Annotated in this window: 13 protein-coding genes and 2 pseudogenes; 5 read left to right on the forward strand and 10 right to left on the reverse strand. The window is 43.4% G+C overall.

Annotated elements, in window-relative coordinates; all coding sequences use genetic code 11:
* Nucleotides 1-141 precede the first annotated feature (141 nt).
* The 3 genes from groL to ACOCD9_RS08755 all read right to left on the reverse strand — a co-directional run bounded on the left by groL (nucleotide 142) and on the right by ACOCD9_RS08755 (nucleotide 4,078).
* Nucleotides 142-1,767, reverse strand: coding sequence for a chaperonin GroEL (groL, locus tag ACOCD9_RS08745; RefSeq protein WP_002755764.1), 1,626 nt, complete (start codon nucleotides 1,765-1,767; stop codon nucleotides 142-144).
* 46 nt (nucleotides 1,768-1,813) lie between these two features.
* Nucleotides 1,814-2,125, reverse strand: coding sequence for a co-chaperone GroES (gene groES / locus ACOCD9_RS08750; protein ID WP_419547113.1), 312 nt, complete (start codon nucleotides 2,123-2,125; stop codon nucleotides 1,814-1,816).
* Between the two features lie 684 nt (nucleotides 2,126-2,809).
* Entirely contained in the window at nucleotides 2,810-4,078 is a 1,269-nt protein-coding gene (locus tag ACOCD9_RS08755; protein WP_287701388.1) for a DNA methyltransferase, read from the reverse strand.
* Between the two features lie 180 nt (nucleotides 4,079-4,258).
* Here ACOCD9_RS08755 and ACOCD9_RS08760 point away from each other — a divergent pair, with 180 nt between their 5' ends.
* From ACOCD9_RS08760 to ACOCD9_RS08770, 3 genes are all read left to right on the forward strand, one after another.
* Nucleotides 4,259-5,530 carry a dihydroorotase gene (locus tag ACOCD9_RS08760; protein WP_287701386.1) on the forward strand — a complete coding sequence of 424 codons (1,272 nt, stop codon included), beginning with the start codon at nucleotides 4,259-4,261 and terminating at the stop codon, nucleotides 5,528-5,530.
* A gap of 84 nt (nucleotides 5,531-5,614) precedes the next feature.
* On the forward strand, nucleotides 5,615-6,781 hold the full coding sequence (locus ACOCD9_RS08765; RefSeq protein ID WP_419547115.1) for a DNA-methyltransferase: 1,167 nt from the start codon (nucleotides 5,615-5,617) through the stop codon (nucleotides 6,779-6,781).
* A 20-nt stretch (nucleotides 6,782-6,801) separates the two neighbouring features.
* The gene (locus ACOCD9_RS08770) at nucleotides 6,802-6,951 is read left to right on the forward strand and encodes a hypothetical protein (protein WP_419547117.1); all 150 of its coding nucleotides are present in this window, start codon (nucleotides 6,802-6,804) and stop codon (nucleotides 6,949-6,951) included.
* A gap of 361 nt (nucleotides 6,952-7,312) precedes the next feature.
* Here ACOCD9_RS08770 and ACOCD9_RS08775 read toward each other — a convergent pair.
* Nucleotides 7,313-9,473: pseudogene (locus tag ACOCD9_RS08775) on the reverse strand (EF-hand domain-containing protein).
* A 295-nt stretch (nucleotides 9,474-9,768) separates the two neighbouring features.
* On the opposite strand from ACOCD9_RS08775, the gene lepB reads away from it, so the two are divergent.
* Entirely contained in the window at nucleotides 9,769-10,371 is a 603-nt protein-coding gene (gene lepB, locus ACOCD9_RS08780) for a signal peptidase I (RefSeq protein WP_419547119.1), read from the forward strand.
* A gap of 53 nt (nucleotides 10,372-10,424) precedes the next feature.
* On the opposite strand, the gene ACOCD9_RS08785 is transcribed toward lepB, so the two are convergent.
* The 3 genes from ACOCD9_RS08785 to ACOCD9_RS08795 all read right to left on the reverse strand — a co-directional run bounded on the left by ACOCD9_RS08785 (nucleotide 10,425) and on the right by ACOCD9_RS08795 (nucleotide 14,251).
* On the reverse strand, nucleotides 10,425-11,396 hold the full coding sequence (locus ACOCD9_RS08785) for a ribose-phosphate pyrophosphokinase (RefSeq protein ID WP_172456653.1): 972 nt from the start codon (nucleotides 11,394-11,396) through the stop codon (nucleotides 10,425-10,427).
* A 204-nt stretch (nucleotides 11,397-11,600) separates the two neighbouring features.
* Nucleotides 11,601-13,394, reverse strand: coding sequence for a translational GTPase TypA (typA, locus tag ACOCD9_RS08790; protein ID WP_002796752.1), 1,794 nt, complete (start codon nucleotides 13,392-13,394; stop codon nucleotides 11,601-11,603).
* A 152-nt stretch (nucleotides 13,395-13,546) separates the two neighbouring features.
* The gene (locus ACOCD9_RS08795) at nucleotides 13,547-14,251 is read right to left on the reverse strand and encodes a DUF1997 domain-containing protein (protein ID WP_419547120.1); all 705 of its coding nucleotides are present in this window, start codon (nucleotides 14,249-14,251) and stop codon (nucleotides 13,547-13,549) included.
* A 124-nt stretch (nucleotides 14,252-14,375) separates the two neighbouring features.
* On the opposite strand from ACOCD9_RS08795, the gene ACOCD9_RS08800 reads away from it, so the two are divergent.
* On the forward strand, nucleotides 14,376-15,035 hold the full coding sequence (locus ACOCD9_RS08800; RefSeq protein ID WP_316577104.1) for an SDR family oxidoreductase: 660 nt from the start codon (nucleotides 14,376-14,378) through the stop codon (nucleotides 15,033-15,035).
* A gap of 236 nt (nucleotides 15,036-15,271) precedes the next feature.
* Here ACOCD9_RS08800 and ACOCD9_RS08805 read toward each other — a convergent pair whose 3' ends face one another.
* The 3 genes and pseudogenes from ACOCD9_RS08805 to ACOCD9_RS08815 all read right to left on the reverse strand — a co-directional run.
* Nucleotides 15,272-15,835 carry a Uma2 family endonuclease gene (locus ACOCD9_RS08805; protein ID WP_419547121.1) on the reverse strand — a complete coding sequence of 188 codons (564 nt, stop codon included), beginning with the start codon at nucleotides 15,833-15,835 and terminating at the stop codon, nucleotides 15,272-15,274.
* Between the two features lie 176 nt (nucleotides 15,836-16,011).
* A complete protein-coding gene (locus tag ACOCD9_RS08810) occupies nucleotides 16,012-16,614 on the reverse strand; it encodes a hypothetical protein (protein WP_419547123.1) in 603 nt (200 codons plus the stop codon).
* Between the two features lie 548 nt (nucleotides 16,615-17,162).
* Nucleotides 17,163-17,265, reverse strand: a pseudogene (locus tag ACOCD9_RS08815) (IS200/IS605 family transposase); the annotation flags it as partial.

Below are 17,265 nucleotides of genomic sequence, written 5' to 3' on the forward strand. Positions count from 1 at the left end.
GAGAGAATCGTGCTTCAAAACCTTGCGTCTTCATCGGCCCGCGTCCTGTAGGGGCGAAGCATTCGGATAAAAAATCTACGGTTTCACCGATAGGTTATTGCCCGAATGCTTCGCCCGTACTTTTTCAGCAAACCCTAATTATTAATAGTCGAAGTCACCACCGCCGGCGGGAGGAGCGGATTTTTCTTTTTCCGGTTTATCCACCACAATACACTCGGTAGTTAAAACCATACCGGCGATAGAAGCGGCATTTTGTAGGGCAGAACGAGTCACTTTAGCGGGGTCAACGATACCCGCCTCAAACATATCGGAGAACTCACCGGTAGCGGCATTATAACCGACATTAAAGGGCTTTTCTTTCACCCGTTCGGCAATAACTGCACCGTTTTGGCCGGCATTTTCAGCGATCCGTTTTAAGGGGGCAGCAATGGCGCGAGAAACGATTAAAGCACCGGTTAATTCTTCATGCTGGAGGGTTTCTTTGGCCCAGGTTTCCAATTGGGGAGCCAGGTGAGCTAAAGTAGTACCACCACCGGGGACGATACCTTCTTCTACGGCTGCTTTAGTGGCGTTAATTGCGTCTTCTAGGCGCAATTTGCGGTCTTTCATTTCCGTTTCCGTAGCGGCACCGACTTTAATCACTGCCACACCCCCGGCTAATTTAGCCAGACGTTCTTGCAGTTTTTCTTTATCGTAGGAAGAATCGGTTTCCTCGATTTGACGGCGAATTTGCTCACAACGGGTTTTCACTGCCACGTCGTTGCCTTCGGCGACGATGGTGGTGGTATCTTTGTTCATAGTGATACGACGGGCCGTACCTAAGCTGTCAATTTTAGTGGTTTCCAGTTTTAAACCCGCATCTTCGCTAATGACTTGACCACCGGTTAAGACGGCGATATCTTCTAACATCGCTTTTCTGCGATCGCCAAATCCAGGAGCTTTCACCGCAGTGACGTTAAGAACACCGCGCAGACGGTTAACCACTAGGGTTGCCAAAGCTTCTTTTTCGATGTCTTCGGCGATAATTACTAGGGGTTTACCTTGACGGGCCACCTGTTCGAGAATGGGAACCAAATCCTGTACTAAACCGATTTTTTTGTCGGTAATCAGAATAGCGGGATCCTCAAAAACGCATTCCATGCGTTCGGTGTCGGTGACAAAGTAGGGAGAGATATAACCTTTGTCAAAACGCATCCCTTCGGTGATTTCTAGTTCGGTGGTCATCGATTTCCCTTCTTCTAGGGAAATTACGCCTTCTTTGCCGACTTTATCCATGGCCGAGGCGATCATTTGACCGACTTCATCATCGTTACCGGCAGAGATAGCGCCCACTTGTGCGATCGCTTTGGAGTCTTCTACGGGTTTCGCGTGTTTGGCGATTTGACTGACGAGGAAATCGGCAGCTTTATCGATACCTTTTTTCAGAGAAATCGGGTTAGCACCGGCGGCGACGTTGCGTAAACCTTCTTTAACGATAGCGTGGGCGAGAACGGTGGCGGTAGTTGTACCATCACCCGCTACATCGTTGGTTTTTGAGGCGGCTTGGCGAATTAAAGCCACACCGGTGTTCTCGATATGGTCTTCCAGTTCGATTTCTTTAGCGATGGTGATGCCATCATTGACGATTTGGGGTGCGCCAAATTTCTTTTCGAGGACGACGTTACGACCTTTGGGGCCAAGGGTGACGGCTACCGCTTCGGCCAGAAGATCCATGCCTTTTTCTAAGGCGCGACGAGCATCTTCGTTGTAGATAATAGATTTAGCCATAATGTATCGTTATTCGTGCAAAATAGGGGTTTTCAAGGGTAGATGATTAGGAAACGACGGCGAGAATGTCTTTTTCGGAGAGGAGAACGTATTCTTCGCCACCAAGTTTGATATCGGTTCCGGCATATTTGGAGTAGAGAACTTTGTCCCCCACACCCACTTCCACAGGGGTACGGCTGCCGTCATCGTTGCGTTTGCCAGTGCCGACGGCCACAACTTCCCCGATTTGGGGTTTTTCTTGCGCGGCATCGGGAAGGAAAATACCACCGGCGGTTTTTTCTTCGCTGGGACTAACTTTGACGAAAACTCGATCGCCTAGGGGTTTAACAGTTGTTACGTTGATGCTGACTGCAGCCATGGAATATCCTCCGTTTCTCTTGTATTTGGGTAAGTGTCTTTTCCAGATTAGCACTCTTACCTTCCGAGTGCTAATTTACCGAAATAGAAGGCCCCCTGACAACGGCTCGATCGGTACGGGTTTCCGAACTATGGTGTTAAGCTAGGGTTTGCGGCAAAAAGTTTGTTGGTGGGGTTAGGAGCCGGTCGTCGGGAGAATTAAGAATAAGCATTAATCGATTAAATGCTCCATTTAGGCATTTTATGCAGTTTTATGTCTATTTTTGTCATTTTTGAACTCTCAAGAATTAATTATGCAAGAACTCTATTATCAAAGCGCAAGTCCCTAAATGTTTACCCAAGCTGCAATCGCCGAACCTCAAGGGCGATCGCTATCTCAACGATCGAAGCCTGTTGTTTACATAAGTAGTCATGCAAAATTAATTTCCTAGTCGAGACAGGAGACGGGAGACGGGATAAAGCTATTAGGGATCGGATTTGAGTTTTCAGTTCTCTGTTTGCTCACCACCACAGAAGTCTGACGGAGTAGTGGCTTAGATGTGTAATTAATTGTGCTTAGATACATAGTTTTTTACACATAATATAGGGGTTCTCGTACCTGTACGGCACACTTAAAGTTTTGCTGATTAAGCTTTTCAAGATCGAGAATGTACCTTTTGTGAATGGGAAACGCTATAAACTAGACCTACCTTTTCTCTAAGATTAGTAAATATTCGGATTTCATGCCATCAGGATTTTTATTCTTGCGAGATTTGAATAATTGTCTGGTTTTAATTCTATCCTCAAAGACGGTATTAAAAATAAAGCCATTTTCCTGAAAATATTCCTGTAATATTCGCCAAGTTTCTACTTCCACTCCATCCACTTTTGGATTACCGACAAAAATGCAAGCTTTCCCAGCTTGTTTTAATTTTCTGGTGGCATTTTCTAAAGCATTGATAGTGTGACAAAAATAGGAATCGAGTATTTTATGTAAATTCTCTTTCTCTAAACTCGATCTCACTTGATTTAAGGTTTCGGTTTCGATTAATCTGGTAGCCTGTCGGTAGGGAATTTCTAGCTTAGAGATTTTTTGCACTTCTTTTTCTGTATATCCTAACCAATATAAATCTAGTTTTGCTGTTCTGATATATTCTTGTGCTTGCAGATAGGGGGGTGAACTAATTAAACAATCTAACTCTAGATTTTGATCGATCTCAAAAGTGGCACTATCTACTCCCCCATAAAAAAGCACCTGATTATAATTGCCCCAAGTTACGGTAATATATTGATTAACGCTGGTTAAAGTTTCAAAACTCATCTCTTTAATCGTTCGTTTTAATTCCTCTTGCCAATCTCTTTGTAATAGTTCCTGTATATCTGATTTTTTGTATTTCGATTGAAATAATTTAGGTTTGGTATGTTCTGCATAGGAAAACTGTTTACTAACTTTCACTAAAACCGCTTGAATAATCTGGGAATACAAATCAGTTTCTAGATTTTTTTGACCTGCCCAAAGTTTCTGTAAAACTACTAAAATATCCTCTGGATACCAATAGTTTAAATTTGACCACTGAGGGATAAATTTATCCTTGCTGGCAAAAACTTCTAAGATTTTTTTATCTAACTCTGAGTAACTCAATGGTTCTTGGTGTTCTGTGATCTTAATCGGTATAATATGGTTTAAAAGATAATTCAGGTCAGTTAAAACCGCATTTCTTTGACAAAGTTTAGCCTCTAAACCCACCGTACCTGAACCAGCAAAAGGATCGATAATCCAATCATCCTTTTTAGTGTAATTATCAAGGCAAAATCTCACCACTTGGGGAATAAATTTGGCAGGATAATAATAGATGCCATGGGTTAGATAACTGGTGCTGGTGATTTCTGGTACTAAATCTCGAAAAGAAACTAATCGCGGGGTTCCCCGATTAAATCCTTCAAGATAATTAAAAGTAAAAAGTTCTGACTGCATGATTCGGCTATCAATTCTGCTTAGGGTGGATCGGCCAATTAAAATAAAGATTAACCGTAGTTGATCAATATTCTAACTTATCGTCCCCTAACCTAACCGAGAACTCAGCTTTTTTGCTTTTTACTTTTTACTTAACGTGATATACTGCCAGAGGAAAAAATGACGTTTTAAATAGTCTGCGTGAATAGCCAATCCTCGACAATTATAGAACAGGTTAGAGTCCTTGACCCCTTGACACAAACCGATCGCATTGCCGATGTCTGGATTGAGGAGGGGGTAATTAAAGCGATCGAATCTCAGCTTCCCCCAAGAGAAAATAGTAACTATATTTCCGGTCAAAACTGTATTTTTGCTCCCGGATTAGTCGATCTCTACAGTCATTCTGGGGAACCCGGCCACGAGGACAGAGAAACCCTCGCATCTTTGCTCAAAGCGGCCACGGCCGGAGGCTGCACCCGGGTGGCAATTCTCCCCAATACTCTCCCTCCCCTCGATCAACCCGCACTCATTAGCACATTACAGCAAAAAAGTCAAGGGTTTTTTGACTCAAAATCGGCCCGTCTGCATTTTTGGGCAAGTCTTACCCTAGGAAGACAAGGGCAAAAAATGACCGAATTAGCCGATTTAATGCCTGTAGCGGTGGGTTTTACCGATAATCGCAGTCTGGAAGATTTGGGACTGTTGCGGAACTTATTGGAATACCTAAAACCCTTCGGTAAAAATATCGCCCTTTCCCCGGTAAATCAGCAATTAAAGGGTAATGGAGTCATGCGTGAGGGAGAAACCTCGATTCGCTTCGGTTTACCCGGAGATCCTGCTATTTCCGAAACCACTGCTTTAGCCACAATTTTAGAAATCGTCGGCGAAATTAATACACCTGTTCACCTAATGCGAATTTCTACCCGTCGAGGAGTGGAATTAATTCGCGAGGCAAAAATGCGGGGATTGCCGATAACCGCTAGTGTGACGTGGTTGCATCTGCTCTTAAATACAGGATCGATCGCCAGCTATCATCCCAGTTTACACCTCGCTCCCCCCTTGGGCAACGAAAGCGATCGCAAGGCGTTAATTGCGGCAATTAAGGAGGGAATTATCGATGCAATCGCGATCGATCATCGTCCCTATACCTACGAAGAAAAAACCGTCTCTTTTGCAGAAGCACCCCCCGGCGCGATCGGGTTAGAATTAGCTTTACCGCTACTCTGGGAAAAATTAGTAATAACCGGGCAATTATCAGCTTTACAATTATGGCAAGCGCTGAGTCTCAATCCCTGTCATTGTTTACAACAAAAACCGGCATCTCTCAACCCCGGTAATCCCGCAGAAGCAATTCTTTTTCATCCCCAAGCAAGCTGGAAAGTAACGGCAAATAATCTTCACTCCCTCAGTCATAATACTTTCTGGTTAAATCAAACAATTACGGGAAAAGTGTTAGAAATGTGGAATTTTTAAAGGGTGGCCAATTTCTATCTTGAGACTCTCCTAGTTTTTTGGATAATAATCAGCTAGAATTCTAGAGAGAACTAGAGTAATGACATGGAAAAAGAACTGGTATCGGACAAGCGCGGTTATCTGCTTCGCACGGTGGCAGAAGCTAAAGAAATTGTCCTTAATTGGTTGCGGGAAATAAATTTAGTTAATGCGATTAAATTAGGTTTACCAGAAGTGGATGACAGATATCATATTTGGCGAGTTCCTTTATGTAATGAACAGAAAAAAACCGTTGGGGAAGTGGTGATCGATGCCTACACCACCGAAATTTTAGCCGATAGGACAACCCGGACTGAAATTATTATCGCTCGTCTGTTAAAACAGGATGAATCTAAATTAGAAACCCCCAAGAAAACTAAAAAAGAATATAAGCTTTCCTCTCTGAGAAATACCATCGGATTTGGTGATTGTAGCGAACTTTTGGAGGAAATGCCCGCAGAAAGTGTTGATTTAATCTTTACCTCACCACCCTATTTTAATGCTCGCCCAGAATATTCGGAATTTGAAGAATACGAAAGCTATCTATTGAAGCTGCGACAGGTGATCAGAAAATGTCATCGAGTTTTGAGTGAAGGACGTTTTTTTGTCATTAATATTTCTCCCGTGCTGTTGCGTCGCGCTTCGCGTAATCAAGCTTCTAAACGTATTGCTGTTCCCTTTGATTTGCATCGAATTTTTATTGAAGAAGGTTACGACTTTATTGATGATATTATTTGGCTAAAACCAGAGGGAGCAGGGTGGGCAACTGGTAGAGGGCGCAGATTTGCCGCCGATCGAAACCCTCTCCAATACAAAACCGTGCCGGTGACTGAATACGTTTTAGTCTATCGTAAACACACGGATTTACTCATCGATTGGCATATTCGTAATCATCCCGATCAAGAAGTAGTAAAAGTCTCAAAAATTGCCGATGGTTATGAACGCACTAATGTTTGGAAGATTAACCCAGTCACTAACTCAAAACATCCCGCCGCTTTTCCCGTAGAATTGGCAGAAAAAGTGATTAATTATTACTCTTTTAAAGGTGATGTGGTTTTAGATCCCTTTGCTGGTTCGGGAACCGTGGGACTAGCGGCCGCTTCTTTAGATAGACGTTTTGTTTTATTCGAGAGTAATTTTAATTATATTGAACTGATACGAAAGCTAATTACTGAAGGCAGTAAGACTGATTTAGACTCAATTATTTGGCTTAATTGTCCGTTAGAACACTAACAATAAGCAAAATAAACACCATGACAGCCAGTAAAAGTCACGCTTATTTTACTCCCAAAGACTATCTAAAAATAGAGAAAATTAGCCCCATTAAACCTGAATATATACAATGGCAAATCTTGGCAATGGCTGGGACAAGTAAAGCCCATGTTATCATCACAGGTAAGTAGGTAGGCGTTAAAAATTATCAGATGCTCCCCTTATTAAGGGGGATCCCCCCGCCTATCGGCACCCCCCTTATTAAGGGGGGCAGGGGGGATCGGCACCCCCCTTATCAAGGGGGGCAGGGGGGATCGAACCTAAAATCCATTTTTAATTTAATTATAACCAGCTACTTAATCTTTCAGCCCAACTAATTAACCGTAACCTTTGAGGGGGGAACAGAAGCACTGTATTGGCTAAAAAAAGAAAAAGCTCCCACCATCAAGGTGACAGCTAACTTGATTCTCTATTTGCACTGAATACAATTTAATTTGCTATCAGAATCCTAATGTCTTGGAATTCATGACCGACGCAATAGTTGCCGACAGTTTATTTATGGAATTGGTGGAGTAGATCGCGAAATTCCGGAAAACTAATCTGATTATCGCGACTTGTATCGGCCTGTTGTAACATAGCTTCGATTTCCTTGTCTGTCACCCCCGGTTCGATCGCCTGAAGACAAGCTTTTAACTCCTCAAGGCTAATTTGTCCAGAGCCATCGCTATCGAATAGCTGGAATCTTTCCAATAAAATTCTTTCCTGTTGATCACGATCGCTGTCACTACTAAAAGATAGACGATCGAAGACCTGAAAAGCGCGGGCGATATTTTGCCATAATTGGACGGTGGAGAATCGTTTCTTCCTCCTGACCGGTAACTCTGTACTCCCGACGCAAAGACTCGACAGTTCCCGTTTCCGCGGCCGGCAATTCCGTCAATAAATGCTCGATCGCCTCCCTGGAACTCTTACCGGTTAACACTTCCAGCAATTCCGACCCCACCTTGCGATCGGGGTCTTTTTTCCAAGTCACCAAGAGACTTTCTAACAAAGCATCGCGATAACTCTGCAAACGTAACCAATCCTCGCGACTATACTGCTTTTCCGGATCGAGAAGTTCGGCCGATTCCACACCCAACTCTGTTAGAATTGCCTGATGTTCTGCCTCGGTAATCGTCAACTCTAGGCGCATTTGTTGCAGGATTTCGAGGCTGTGGCCGAAGTCAGTATATCCCTCCTCCAAAGCCTCTTTTAACACGGCTTTATAGGCTTTTAAACGCTTCTGGTGGCTGAAATCCGGCAGTATCTTGGCCAATACATACACCTCATCCGCGTGCAAAGCTGACAGCGATCGCCCATCGAGATATTTAGCTGTATCGAGACCCAGTTTACCCAACTGTTTACGCAATCTTCCCGCTAGTCCTTCCCGTTGGTAACGACTGGGATCCCTTGTCCAGGTGCGATATAACCATAAACTACTCAAAACCGCCAGTAAAATACTAGCGAAATAATGCCAAAATTTTGGCAAAAGATTAATAAAAGGACGACCACCGAAAATAAAGAAGAAATTGAAAATCAGAAAAGTTCCGACAGTAAAGACTCGATGACGGATAATTTCGGTTGGTAAGGGTGACTTTTGGCGAATTCTATAGACTTTATAGGCATTTTCAACTTTTTTACCGAGAAAATAACCCAAAAAAGTGCAGATTGCCAAAGTTAAGGGAACAGCTACCAGTTTCGGAATCGGAATCTGATTACCCGCAAGATAAAAACCCGGTTTAAAGAGGGCTTCTAGCTGATTTTCGTCGTGCGCCCAAGCTCCAGAGAAATAATAGTCCCAATTGCCAGCATAGAGATAATAATAGATAAAATAGCCAAAAACTAAGCCAAAATAACCGTAATAAAGCCATTGGCGATCGCTGTTATTAATCCCATCCCAATAGGATCTTTCCGCATCGATATCGATACAGGGACTTTGACAGGCAACACAGGCACTTTGTTCGCTACCATCTTCTCGGACAATACGACACATAGATTGAGTAATCCCACTGCGACTGTCTTCGTGAGCGGTACTATTTAGCAAACCCCTCGGTTCACCATAAATCCTTTCAACTGGACTCATGGGACAGAAATAGTTACACCAAGATTTGCCCCCATACCAATAACCCACAAAGATCGCCGCTAGAATAGTAAAGATTAAAAAGCTACCCAGGACTAAGCGATCGGAATTATAAAAAAGAATCCGTCCGCATAAACCCAAAAATAACAGACTTAATTGTAGATAGAGATAATTCCGAGCTAACCAAGAGTTTTTCGGCACTTTATAGATTTCAGAGCGGACTTTTCCCGATTTATCGGTCTGTTTTTTCTGACGCTGTTTACCCAAAGCACGCGGTATTTGAGAAAGAAAGGATAAAGGACAGATACGCCGCCAGAGTTCGTGACCGAATACTAATAGGATAAAAATGCCACTAGGAACCACTATTCCCCAAAAAATCGGCGCACCTAACTGATAGGAGGATTGGGGTAGGCAAACTCCCTGGACTTTAATGCACAGATCGGGATCAACTCTCAGGGGACTAGCAAGATTGTTAGTATCGGTTAATTTTGCCGAAATCGGGTCAAAAAACAGAGAAAATATCAGAATTAACCAAGCGATGGTCACAACCCATCGCAGATAGTGCATTGAGCGTTCGGGAATTTGTGCAAACATAGACCTAAGTAGTGATGTAGAAGCGACTTTTAAGGGAGATAGGTGTCTAATTGTTGAATTCTAACGCTTTTCCTGGAATGGCGGCGAAAAACTCTCTTTTTTGATAGACTAATCTTACCTTTTTCTACCCCCCGAGGAAATTCCCCTTCCAGCAGCAGAATGCGGCCTTGACAAATTAACAGTGATCCAGTAGATGTAGGGAGATTGTCTTAAAATATTATCTACGCTGCTACTATCACTAAACTAGAAAATTAAAGAGCGTATTGGCTTAATCCTTCTCAAAAGTTAAAATCCTATGGCTGAAAGCTTGAACCATAAATCCGAAAAACCTTCTCCCCCTCCCGTCCCCCAAGAAAACCCTTGGCTAGAAGCAGTTAAAACCATTGTCACGGCTGGAATTTTGGCCTTTGGCATCCGCACTTTTGTGGCTGAGGCCCGTTATATTCCCTCTTCTTCCATGGAACCGACTCTCCAGATTAACGATCGCCTAATTATCGAGAAAGTTAGCTATCATTTTCAGAAGCCAGAACGGGGTGATATAGTGGTTTTTAGTCCGACAGCCGCTCTAAAAGCTCAAAATTTTCAGGATGCTTTTATTAAACGGGTGATTGGACTGCCGGGGGATAAGGTGCAAGTCAAAAACGGTTTAGTTTACGTCAACGGTAAAGTTTTAGCGGAAAAGTATATCGCCGAAGAACCTAATTATACTTACGGACCGGTGACAGTTCCCCCCGATCAATATCTGGTTTTGGGCGATAATCGCAATAATAGTTATGATTCCCACGCTTGGGGCTTCGTTCCCCGGGAAAACTTAATCGGTCGCGCTGTGGTGCGTTTTTGGCCCTTCAATCGTCTGGGAGGACTTGACAACCCCGACGCTGCCATAAATCAGAATTAATGTCAAGAAAATAAATATAAAAATTCCCCCTAAAACTAGGGGGATTCGGCCATCTATTTGAACATATTACTCACGGAATTGTCCTCATGGATGCGCCATATGGCCTCACCCAGAATCGGGGCAACCGGCAAGACTTTCAGTTGCGGGAAAAAATGTTCTTGGGGGACGGGAATCGTGTTAGTAACGATCACTTCCTCGACTATGCCACTGGATAAACGCTCGATCGCAGGACCAGAAAAAACCGGATGGGTGGCACAAGCATAAACCTGTCGCGCCCCCTTGGCTTTCAGTAACTGCGCCCCTTGAGCGATCGTACCAGCCGTATCGATCATATCATCGACTAAAACCGCCGTTTTATCCTTAACATCGCCGATCAAGTTCATCACTTCCGCCACATTATGGGTTTGCCGGCGTTTATCAATAATTGCTAGGGGAGCATCACTGAGTTTTTTGGCAAAAGCCCGCGCCCTAGCCACCCCACCCACATCGGGAGAAACCACGACGATATCGGGTAATTGTTTACTGAGAAGATAGTCCACCACCACCGGGGAACCGTAAACGTGATCGAAGGGAATATCGAAATAACCTTGAATTTGGGACGAATGCAAATCCATGGCCAACACGCGACTTGCCCCCGCTTCCGTGATCAGATTAGCCACCAGTTTAGCGGCGATCGATTCCCGTCCGGCGGTTTTGCGATCGGCGCGAGCATAACCATAATAGGGAATTACGGCGGTAATTTGTCGGGCAGAAGCACGACGACAGGCATCGATCATGATTAACAATTCCATCAAATGATCGTTGACGGGATTGCAACAGGGTTGAATTAAATAGACATCGCAGCCCCGGATTGATTCCTGAATCTGGATGTACAATTCACCATCGGCGAAACGTTTACGAATCATCGGACCCACATCCATGCCCAGATAACGGGCCACCTCTTGGGCAAGAGATACATTAGCGGATCCCGAAAAGAGACGAAGACGATTGCTGTCCGACGCGGCGGGAAACATCGGATGTCGCATCAAAGTAGCAGAATAGCTCACAGCAGATTCTTTACCCTCAAACTCAAGGCACTTTTTTCTATCATCTCAGTTTTGTTGAAAATCTGAGTGGATTTCTTTGTTAGATCTCAATCTTAACCAATTACCGATCATCTTCGAGCCATTGCGGCCTCTTTTAGCGGCAATGGCCATGGCCAAATTGCCGCCAGATTTTGTCAAAACCGATTAACGTTTGGCTAACTTTTTCACCGGTAATTTACGCAGACGGATCGATTTCGGGGTAATTTCTACCAACTCATCCGGTCCGATGTATTCGAGGGCGCGTTCGAGACTCATATCCACGGGGGATTGTAACTGAACCAATTCATCCCCGGTGGCGGAACGATGGTTAGTTAACTGTTTAGTTTTGCAGATATTGATCTCCACGTCTTGGGGCCGGTTGCTTTCGCCGATAATCATGTTTTTATACACTTTTGTCCCAGGAGTAATAAAGAATACCCCCCGGTCCTCGGCGTTTTTGAGAGCGTAGAAAGTGGCGACTCCTTCCTCAAAGGCAGTAATCACGCCATTGTAACGGGTGGCTAATTCCCCGGAGAAAGGACGATATTCGAGAAAACTATGGTTCATAATCCCCTCACCGCGACTGAGACGGATAAATTCGCCCCGGAAACCGATTAAACCTCGGGCCGGAATCACGAATTCCAATTGAGTGCGGCCATTGCTGCCCGTCTGCATATCCTGCATTTCCCCTTTCCGTTGGCCGAGACGTTCGATACTGGAACCCACCGCTTCTTCGGGTACATCTAAAACGAGGTATTCGTAGGGTTCGCAGGGTTGACCGTTTATTTCCCGATAGATAACCTGCGGCTGCGATACTTGGAATTCGTAGCCTTCCCGACGCATGGTTTCGATGAGAATACCTAAATGCAGTTCTCCCCGTCCCGAAACTAGGAATTTCTCGGCGGAATCACTTTCTTCCACCCGCAGGGCGACGTTAGTTTCTAATTCTCGCATCAGACGATCGCGAATTTGCCGCGAGGTGACAAAAGTGCCTTCCTGACCGGCGAAGGGAGAATCGTTCACCGAGAAGGTCATTTGTAGGGTCGGTTCATCGACTTTAATTAGGGGTAAAGCTTGCGGGTCATCGGCTAAAGTTACGGTTTCCCCGATGTTAGCGTCAGCAAAACCAGCCACAGCAACGATATTACCAGCGCTGGCTTCGTTTAATTCCACCCGTTTGAGGCCCTCAAAACCAAGAAGTTTTGTTATTTTCCCCTTGACAACCGCGCCCGTATCCTTTACTAAAGCAGCCTGTTGACCGGCTTTAATTACGCCGTTATGGATGCGGCCGATAACGATGCGTCCTAAGTATTCCGAGTAATCGAGGGTGGTTACTTGCAGCTGTAGGGGTTTGTTAACGTCCCCGGCCGGTGGTGGAACATGGTGTAAAATCGCCTCAAACAGGGGCTGCATATCTTTGTCTTCATCTTCGAGGCTTTCTTTGGCGAATCCTTGCATCCCGGAAGCGAACAGAGTAGTAAAATCACACTGGTCGTCATCGGCACCCAGTTCCACAAACAGATCGAAAACTTTGTCCACGGCTAGGTTAGGATCGACGTTAGGGCGATCGATTTTATTGACCACGACAATCGGTCTTAATCCCTTTTCTAGGGCTTTTTTCAGCACAAAACGGGTTTGGGGCATCGGCCCCTCGTTAGCATCGACAATCAGGATACAACCGTCCACCATACCTAAAACCCGTTCCACTTCGCCACCAAAGTCGGCGTGACCGGGAGTATCGACGATGTTAATCAGGGTGTCTTGGTAACGAACGGCGGTGTTTTTGGCCAGAATGGTGATACCGCGTTCTCTTTCGAGGTCATTGGAATCCATGACGCAGGTGGGTACATCTTCCCCTTCTCGAAAGATTCCCGACTGTTTGAGGAGTGCATCGACGAGGGTGGTTTTCCCGTGGTCAACGTGAGCAATGATAGCAACGTTACGGATAGGCAGAGACATAAAATATTGAAGTAGTCTTAGGTTTATTTTTACGAGTAAACATTTCTTAATAATTCTAGCTTAGACTGACCAGCACCGTTAGCAAATCTTTATTTTTCCTTGGTTTCCCATCAGCAAGCTCTACTGATTACTGTTGACAGACTCCCCAAACCCTAGGCAAGCAACCCACCCTCACAGGAGTCGAGACGATAGAAAAGACGACTGGAGGCAGGGGGTAGGGGTAAATTGAAGCTAGAGTGAAAATCCTCTTGAACTTTGTGGGTTAAGCGGGGGGAAACTTGGCGAACAATTTGTGTCAACAGTTTATCACCGGTTTTTTGGAGAATGGGACGGGGAATCTTATAAATAAACTTGGGAAACTTAACCATAACATCCATACGCAGTTCCCAGGTGACTTGGGTGATAACCGCCGGAATTTCCCGTCCCTGTTGCCGAAAAATTGCCTCAATTTCCCGACTAGGAGAAGATAGCGGCATTTCCTCTAGTTTCATAATTGCCTGATAATCCACTAGATAGCCCAAAAACGGTTGATCGGGAATGGGAACACTGCGAGTATGATAGACTCCATTGACCGGCAGCTCCAGAACCACGGCGATTTTCGGCTCCAGTTCATAGCCAAAAGCGCCATATTTACCGATGGTGATAAGATAACCATTGTCACCAAAGGGCAGAGTTTTCATCGGTTCGGCACAACGACAAAACCAACCTTCGTGAGCGCCCAGATAATCGGCAACCGTGTCCTGATTGCTATACATATCCATACATCCGGCAAAACGGGTTTGAAAACCGAGAAATTGATTGTCTTCTTTGACTTCTACAGATTCGCGAGCTAGGGAGTTAATGGGGGGACACTGCATGACTTATAAACCTGGCAAATGATAGTGTTAGAAAAATTTGGGGATTAACCGCCAAAGGATCGGGGAAATTTGTAGAATTGAGATTAGTGTAACGTATTGTTAAAAACTATTTGGTTAAGAAGCGATGAAAGCATTTGTAGCAGGAGCCACAGGGGAAACGGGACGGCGAATCGTTGCCCAATTAGTCGAACGTCAGATTCCCGTGCGTGCTTTGGTGAGAAACCGCGAGAAAGCGGCGGAAATTTTGCCAGCAGGGGTGGAAATCGTCGTCGGAGATGTCCAACAGGCCGATAAGTTAGAGGCACTAATCGCTGATTGTAGCGTTTTGTTATGCGCCACGGGAGCCAGACCGAGCTTTAATCCCACGGAACCTTTGTTAGTGGACTACTTGGGAACTAAAAATCTCATCGATGCCGCCAAAAAGAAAGGAATCGAACATTTTGTTCTCGTTACTTCCCTCTGTGTGTCGAACTTTTTCCACCCCCTCAATCTCTTTTGGTTAATTTTATTCTGGAAAAAACAAGCGGAAGACTATTTAATCAATAGTGGACTAACCTACACGATTGTGCGCCCCGGAGGCCTTAAAAACGATGATAATCTTAATGCCATTAAAATGTCATCCGCCGATACCCTTTCTGAGGGCAGTATTCCCCGCACGAAAGTGGCCTCGGTTTGCGTAGAATCCCTATTTTATCCCGCCGCTAACAATAAAATTATCGAAATTGTTGCTCCCTCAGATGCTCCTAATCTCGATTGGACTCAATTATTTCAAAGTGTCACCTAAACAGTGAACAGTAATCAGTAATCAGTGAACAGTAATCAGTGAACTGATAACTCAAATCTGGAAACTAAAAACTCATATCTGATAACTCATATCTGATAACTGATAAGTAGGTATGCGTTAAAAATTATCAGATGCCCCCCTTATTAAGGGGGGATTAAGGGGGGATCGAACCTAAAATCCATTTTTAATTTAATTATAACCAGCTACTTAACTGATAACTGGTAACTGATAATCCGTTAACCTCTTAACCAGTCAAATAATTGACCGAGGGTGATTTGAAAATTCGTCGCAAAAGCGGGGACGGGTAAAAGAGCATTTTCTGATTCAAAAATAGCGATAGTTCGATCACTAAAATAAACAAAGATAATTTCTTCTTCAGGGTCGATTAACCAACCCATTTGAGTGCCGTGATCTAGACAATAAAGGATATTTTTAACAACTTTAGTCTGATTTTGATCTGGAGAGAGAATTTCAATTAGCCAGTCAGGAGCGATCGCAAAAGTATTTAATACTTTTCCCTCGCTATCGCGAGGAATATTTTCCCAGAGAAAAACTGAAACATCAGGAACTAGAGAACGACTGCCAAAAGTACAACGCAATTCAGGATAGGCACGGGCAATTCGTTGGGGTTTTAGACTAGCGTTAATAGCTGGAACTAAATCACCTTGAATAGTGCTATGTTTACCCTGGGGCATCGGTTTAGGAATAATTTGACCGTCAATAAATTCCTTGGGGGGTTTAGTTTCTGGTAATTGCAGAAATTCCCTTATTGTCAGGGAATTATTAACAGTGACAACCATAAAATTTTTTTATTGATCGCTATGATCGTTAATTTTATCGCAATTTCTCCAAACAGAGAAGATCAAAAACGGGGCGTTGTCAAATTGAAAGATGATCCGAATCAGATGGGAACTCAAATTACTTTGATAGCAAGGATTGCATTGAATCTTTCATATTCTGATCTGACAACGCCACTTTACAAATCTTGCCAAGAAATATTAGGAATAAACTGACCGATTATCTCCGGATCATCAGTCCATTCAATTTCTGTAATTTCTCTTCTGGGAGTTACCGCAGTAAGTTTAGATTCAATTGATAAAAGCAGGTCTGCGTTTAGCCATGACTCACTGTAATGGGAAAAATCGCTAACATTAACTAAGCCAAATTTTAACAGAGTACATTTTGAGATTAGTGCAGATGAATTGATCAAAAAAGTAGTGGAAGTTTCTAATAATCGGGAAAAACTCAATAAACTTAATAAATATCGATGTAAGGGTTTGCTAAGATCAAATTGATCTTCGTTAAATTCAGTGTTGTTTACACTAATTTCTTGATTTAGAAAGTAAATGAACCCGTTTTGAGGTGTTTTAAAAGCAAGAATATTGTCTAATTCTTCAATGGGTTGTAAAGATTGAAAAATTTGATTAGCTGATTCGGTTGCTTGATAATAATTACCCGCTTGAAGATGTTTAAGTTGATCATAGAAATATTGAGGTAAAATAATATCTTTACCGAAATCTAGGATTAACGCTGGATTGTGAATACATAAATCAGGTTCAATTCCGTAAATTTCCTTCATTTTTGGGTTCCTTTTTTAAGTCAAATTAAATTAATTATTATCAGGTAAAGTATATAATCGAGTGTGTTCACTACTTCCACATTGATTACACCTATTTCCACTTTCTTGCCAACTATCTTGACGATGAGCTAGAGTACAGTTACTACAGAAATAAACCTGTTGCCTAGGTCGAAATTCTTCTTGAGTTAAGAGATCTTTTGTCCCAATGACTGATTTTAATAATTCTTGAATGGTGTAATTATAGTCAGTATCTAAAAAGGCAGTATTGTTATTCGTAGAATGATCATTAGATGAATCTTCTAAAAAATCGTTTGATTCCCATACTTCAACTAATTCAAACTCAGGTAAAGTAAATTCTTGTGGGTTAGAATTAGATAATTCGGGAGGAATATCCCGCCATACTATTGAAGATTGATCAGGTGTGGGAGTAGGTCGATTAGATGATGATGTGGAAATATCTCGCCATCTAATTGAGGAGGGGTGGGAAGGTAGTCTCGAACCGTTGGCTTTAATGAACTACCCCGCCGCAAGCGGACGGGGTATCAGAATCAAAATAGACTCAATTGTAGATTTTGGTGTAGCTGCAGGTATTCTTTATCTTGTTCTTTTACATATCTCGCTATCATACCTTCATCCCCATGCTTTCCTACC

Origin of the sequence: Microcystis sp. (genome assembly GCF_048564745.1) — a bacterium.
Lineage (GTDB): Bacteria > Cyanobacteriota > Cyanobacteriia > Cyanobacteriales > Microcystaceae > Microcystis > Microcystis ichthyoblabe_A.

Excerpts from the sequence above, each read along its gene's own strand:
- lepB (WP_419547119.1), top strand. The coding sequence starts at position 9,769 with ATGGCTGAAAGCTTGAACCATAAATCCGAAAAACCTTCTCCCCCTCCC.
- ACOCD9_RS08800 (WP_316577104.1), top strand. The coding sequence starts at position 14,376 with ATGAAAGCATTTGTAGCAGGAGCCACAGGGGAAACGGGACGGCGAATC.
- ACOCD9_RS08765 (WP_419547115.1), top strand. The coding sequence starts at position 5,615 with ATGGAAAAAGAACTGGTATCGGACAAGCGCGGTTATCTGCTTCGCACG.
- groL (WP_002755764.1), bottom strand. The coding sequence starts at position 1,767 with ATGGCTAAATCTATTATCTACAACGAAGATGCTCGTCGCGCCTTAGAA.
- ACOCD9_RS08795 (WP_419547120.1), bottom strand. The coding sequence starts at position 14,251 with ATGCAGTGTCCCCCCATTAACTCCCTAGCTCGCGAATCTGTAGAAGTC.
- ACOCD9_RS08785 (WP_172456653.1), bottom strand. The coding sequence starts at position 11,396 with ATGCGACATCCGATGTTTCCCGCCGCGTCGGACAGCAATCGTCTTCGT.
- ACOCD9_RS08810 (WP_419547123.1), bottom strand. The coding sequence starts at position 16,614 with ATGAAGGAAATTTACGGAATTGAACCTGATTTATGTATTCACAATCCA.
- ACOCD9_RS08770 (WP_419547117.1), top strand. The coding sequence starts at position 6,802 with ATGACAGCCAGTAAAAGTCACGCTTATTTTACTCCCAAAGACTATCTA.
- ACOCD9_RS08755 (WP_287701388.1), bottom strand. The coding sequence starts at position 4,078 with ATGCAGTCAGAACTTTTTACTTTTAATTATCTTGAAGGATTTAATCGG.
- typA (WP_002796752.1), bottom strand. The coding sequence starts at position 13,394 with ATGTCTCTGCCTATCCGTAACGTTGCTATCATTGCTCACGTTGACCAC.
- groES (WP_419547113.1), bottom strand. The coding sequence starts at position 2,125 with ATGGCTGCAGTCAGCATCAACGTAACAACTGTTAAACCCCTAGGCGAT.
- ACOCD9_RS08805 (WP_419547121.1), bottom strand. The coding sequence starts at position 15,835 with ATGGTTGTCACTGTTAATAATTCCCTGACAATAAGGGAATTTCTGCAA.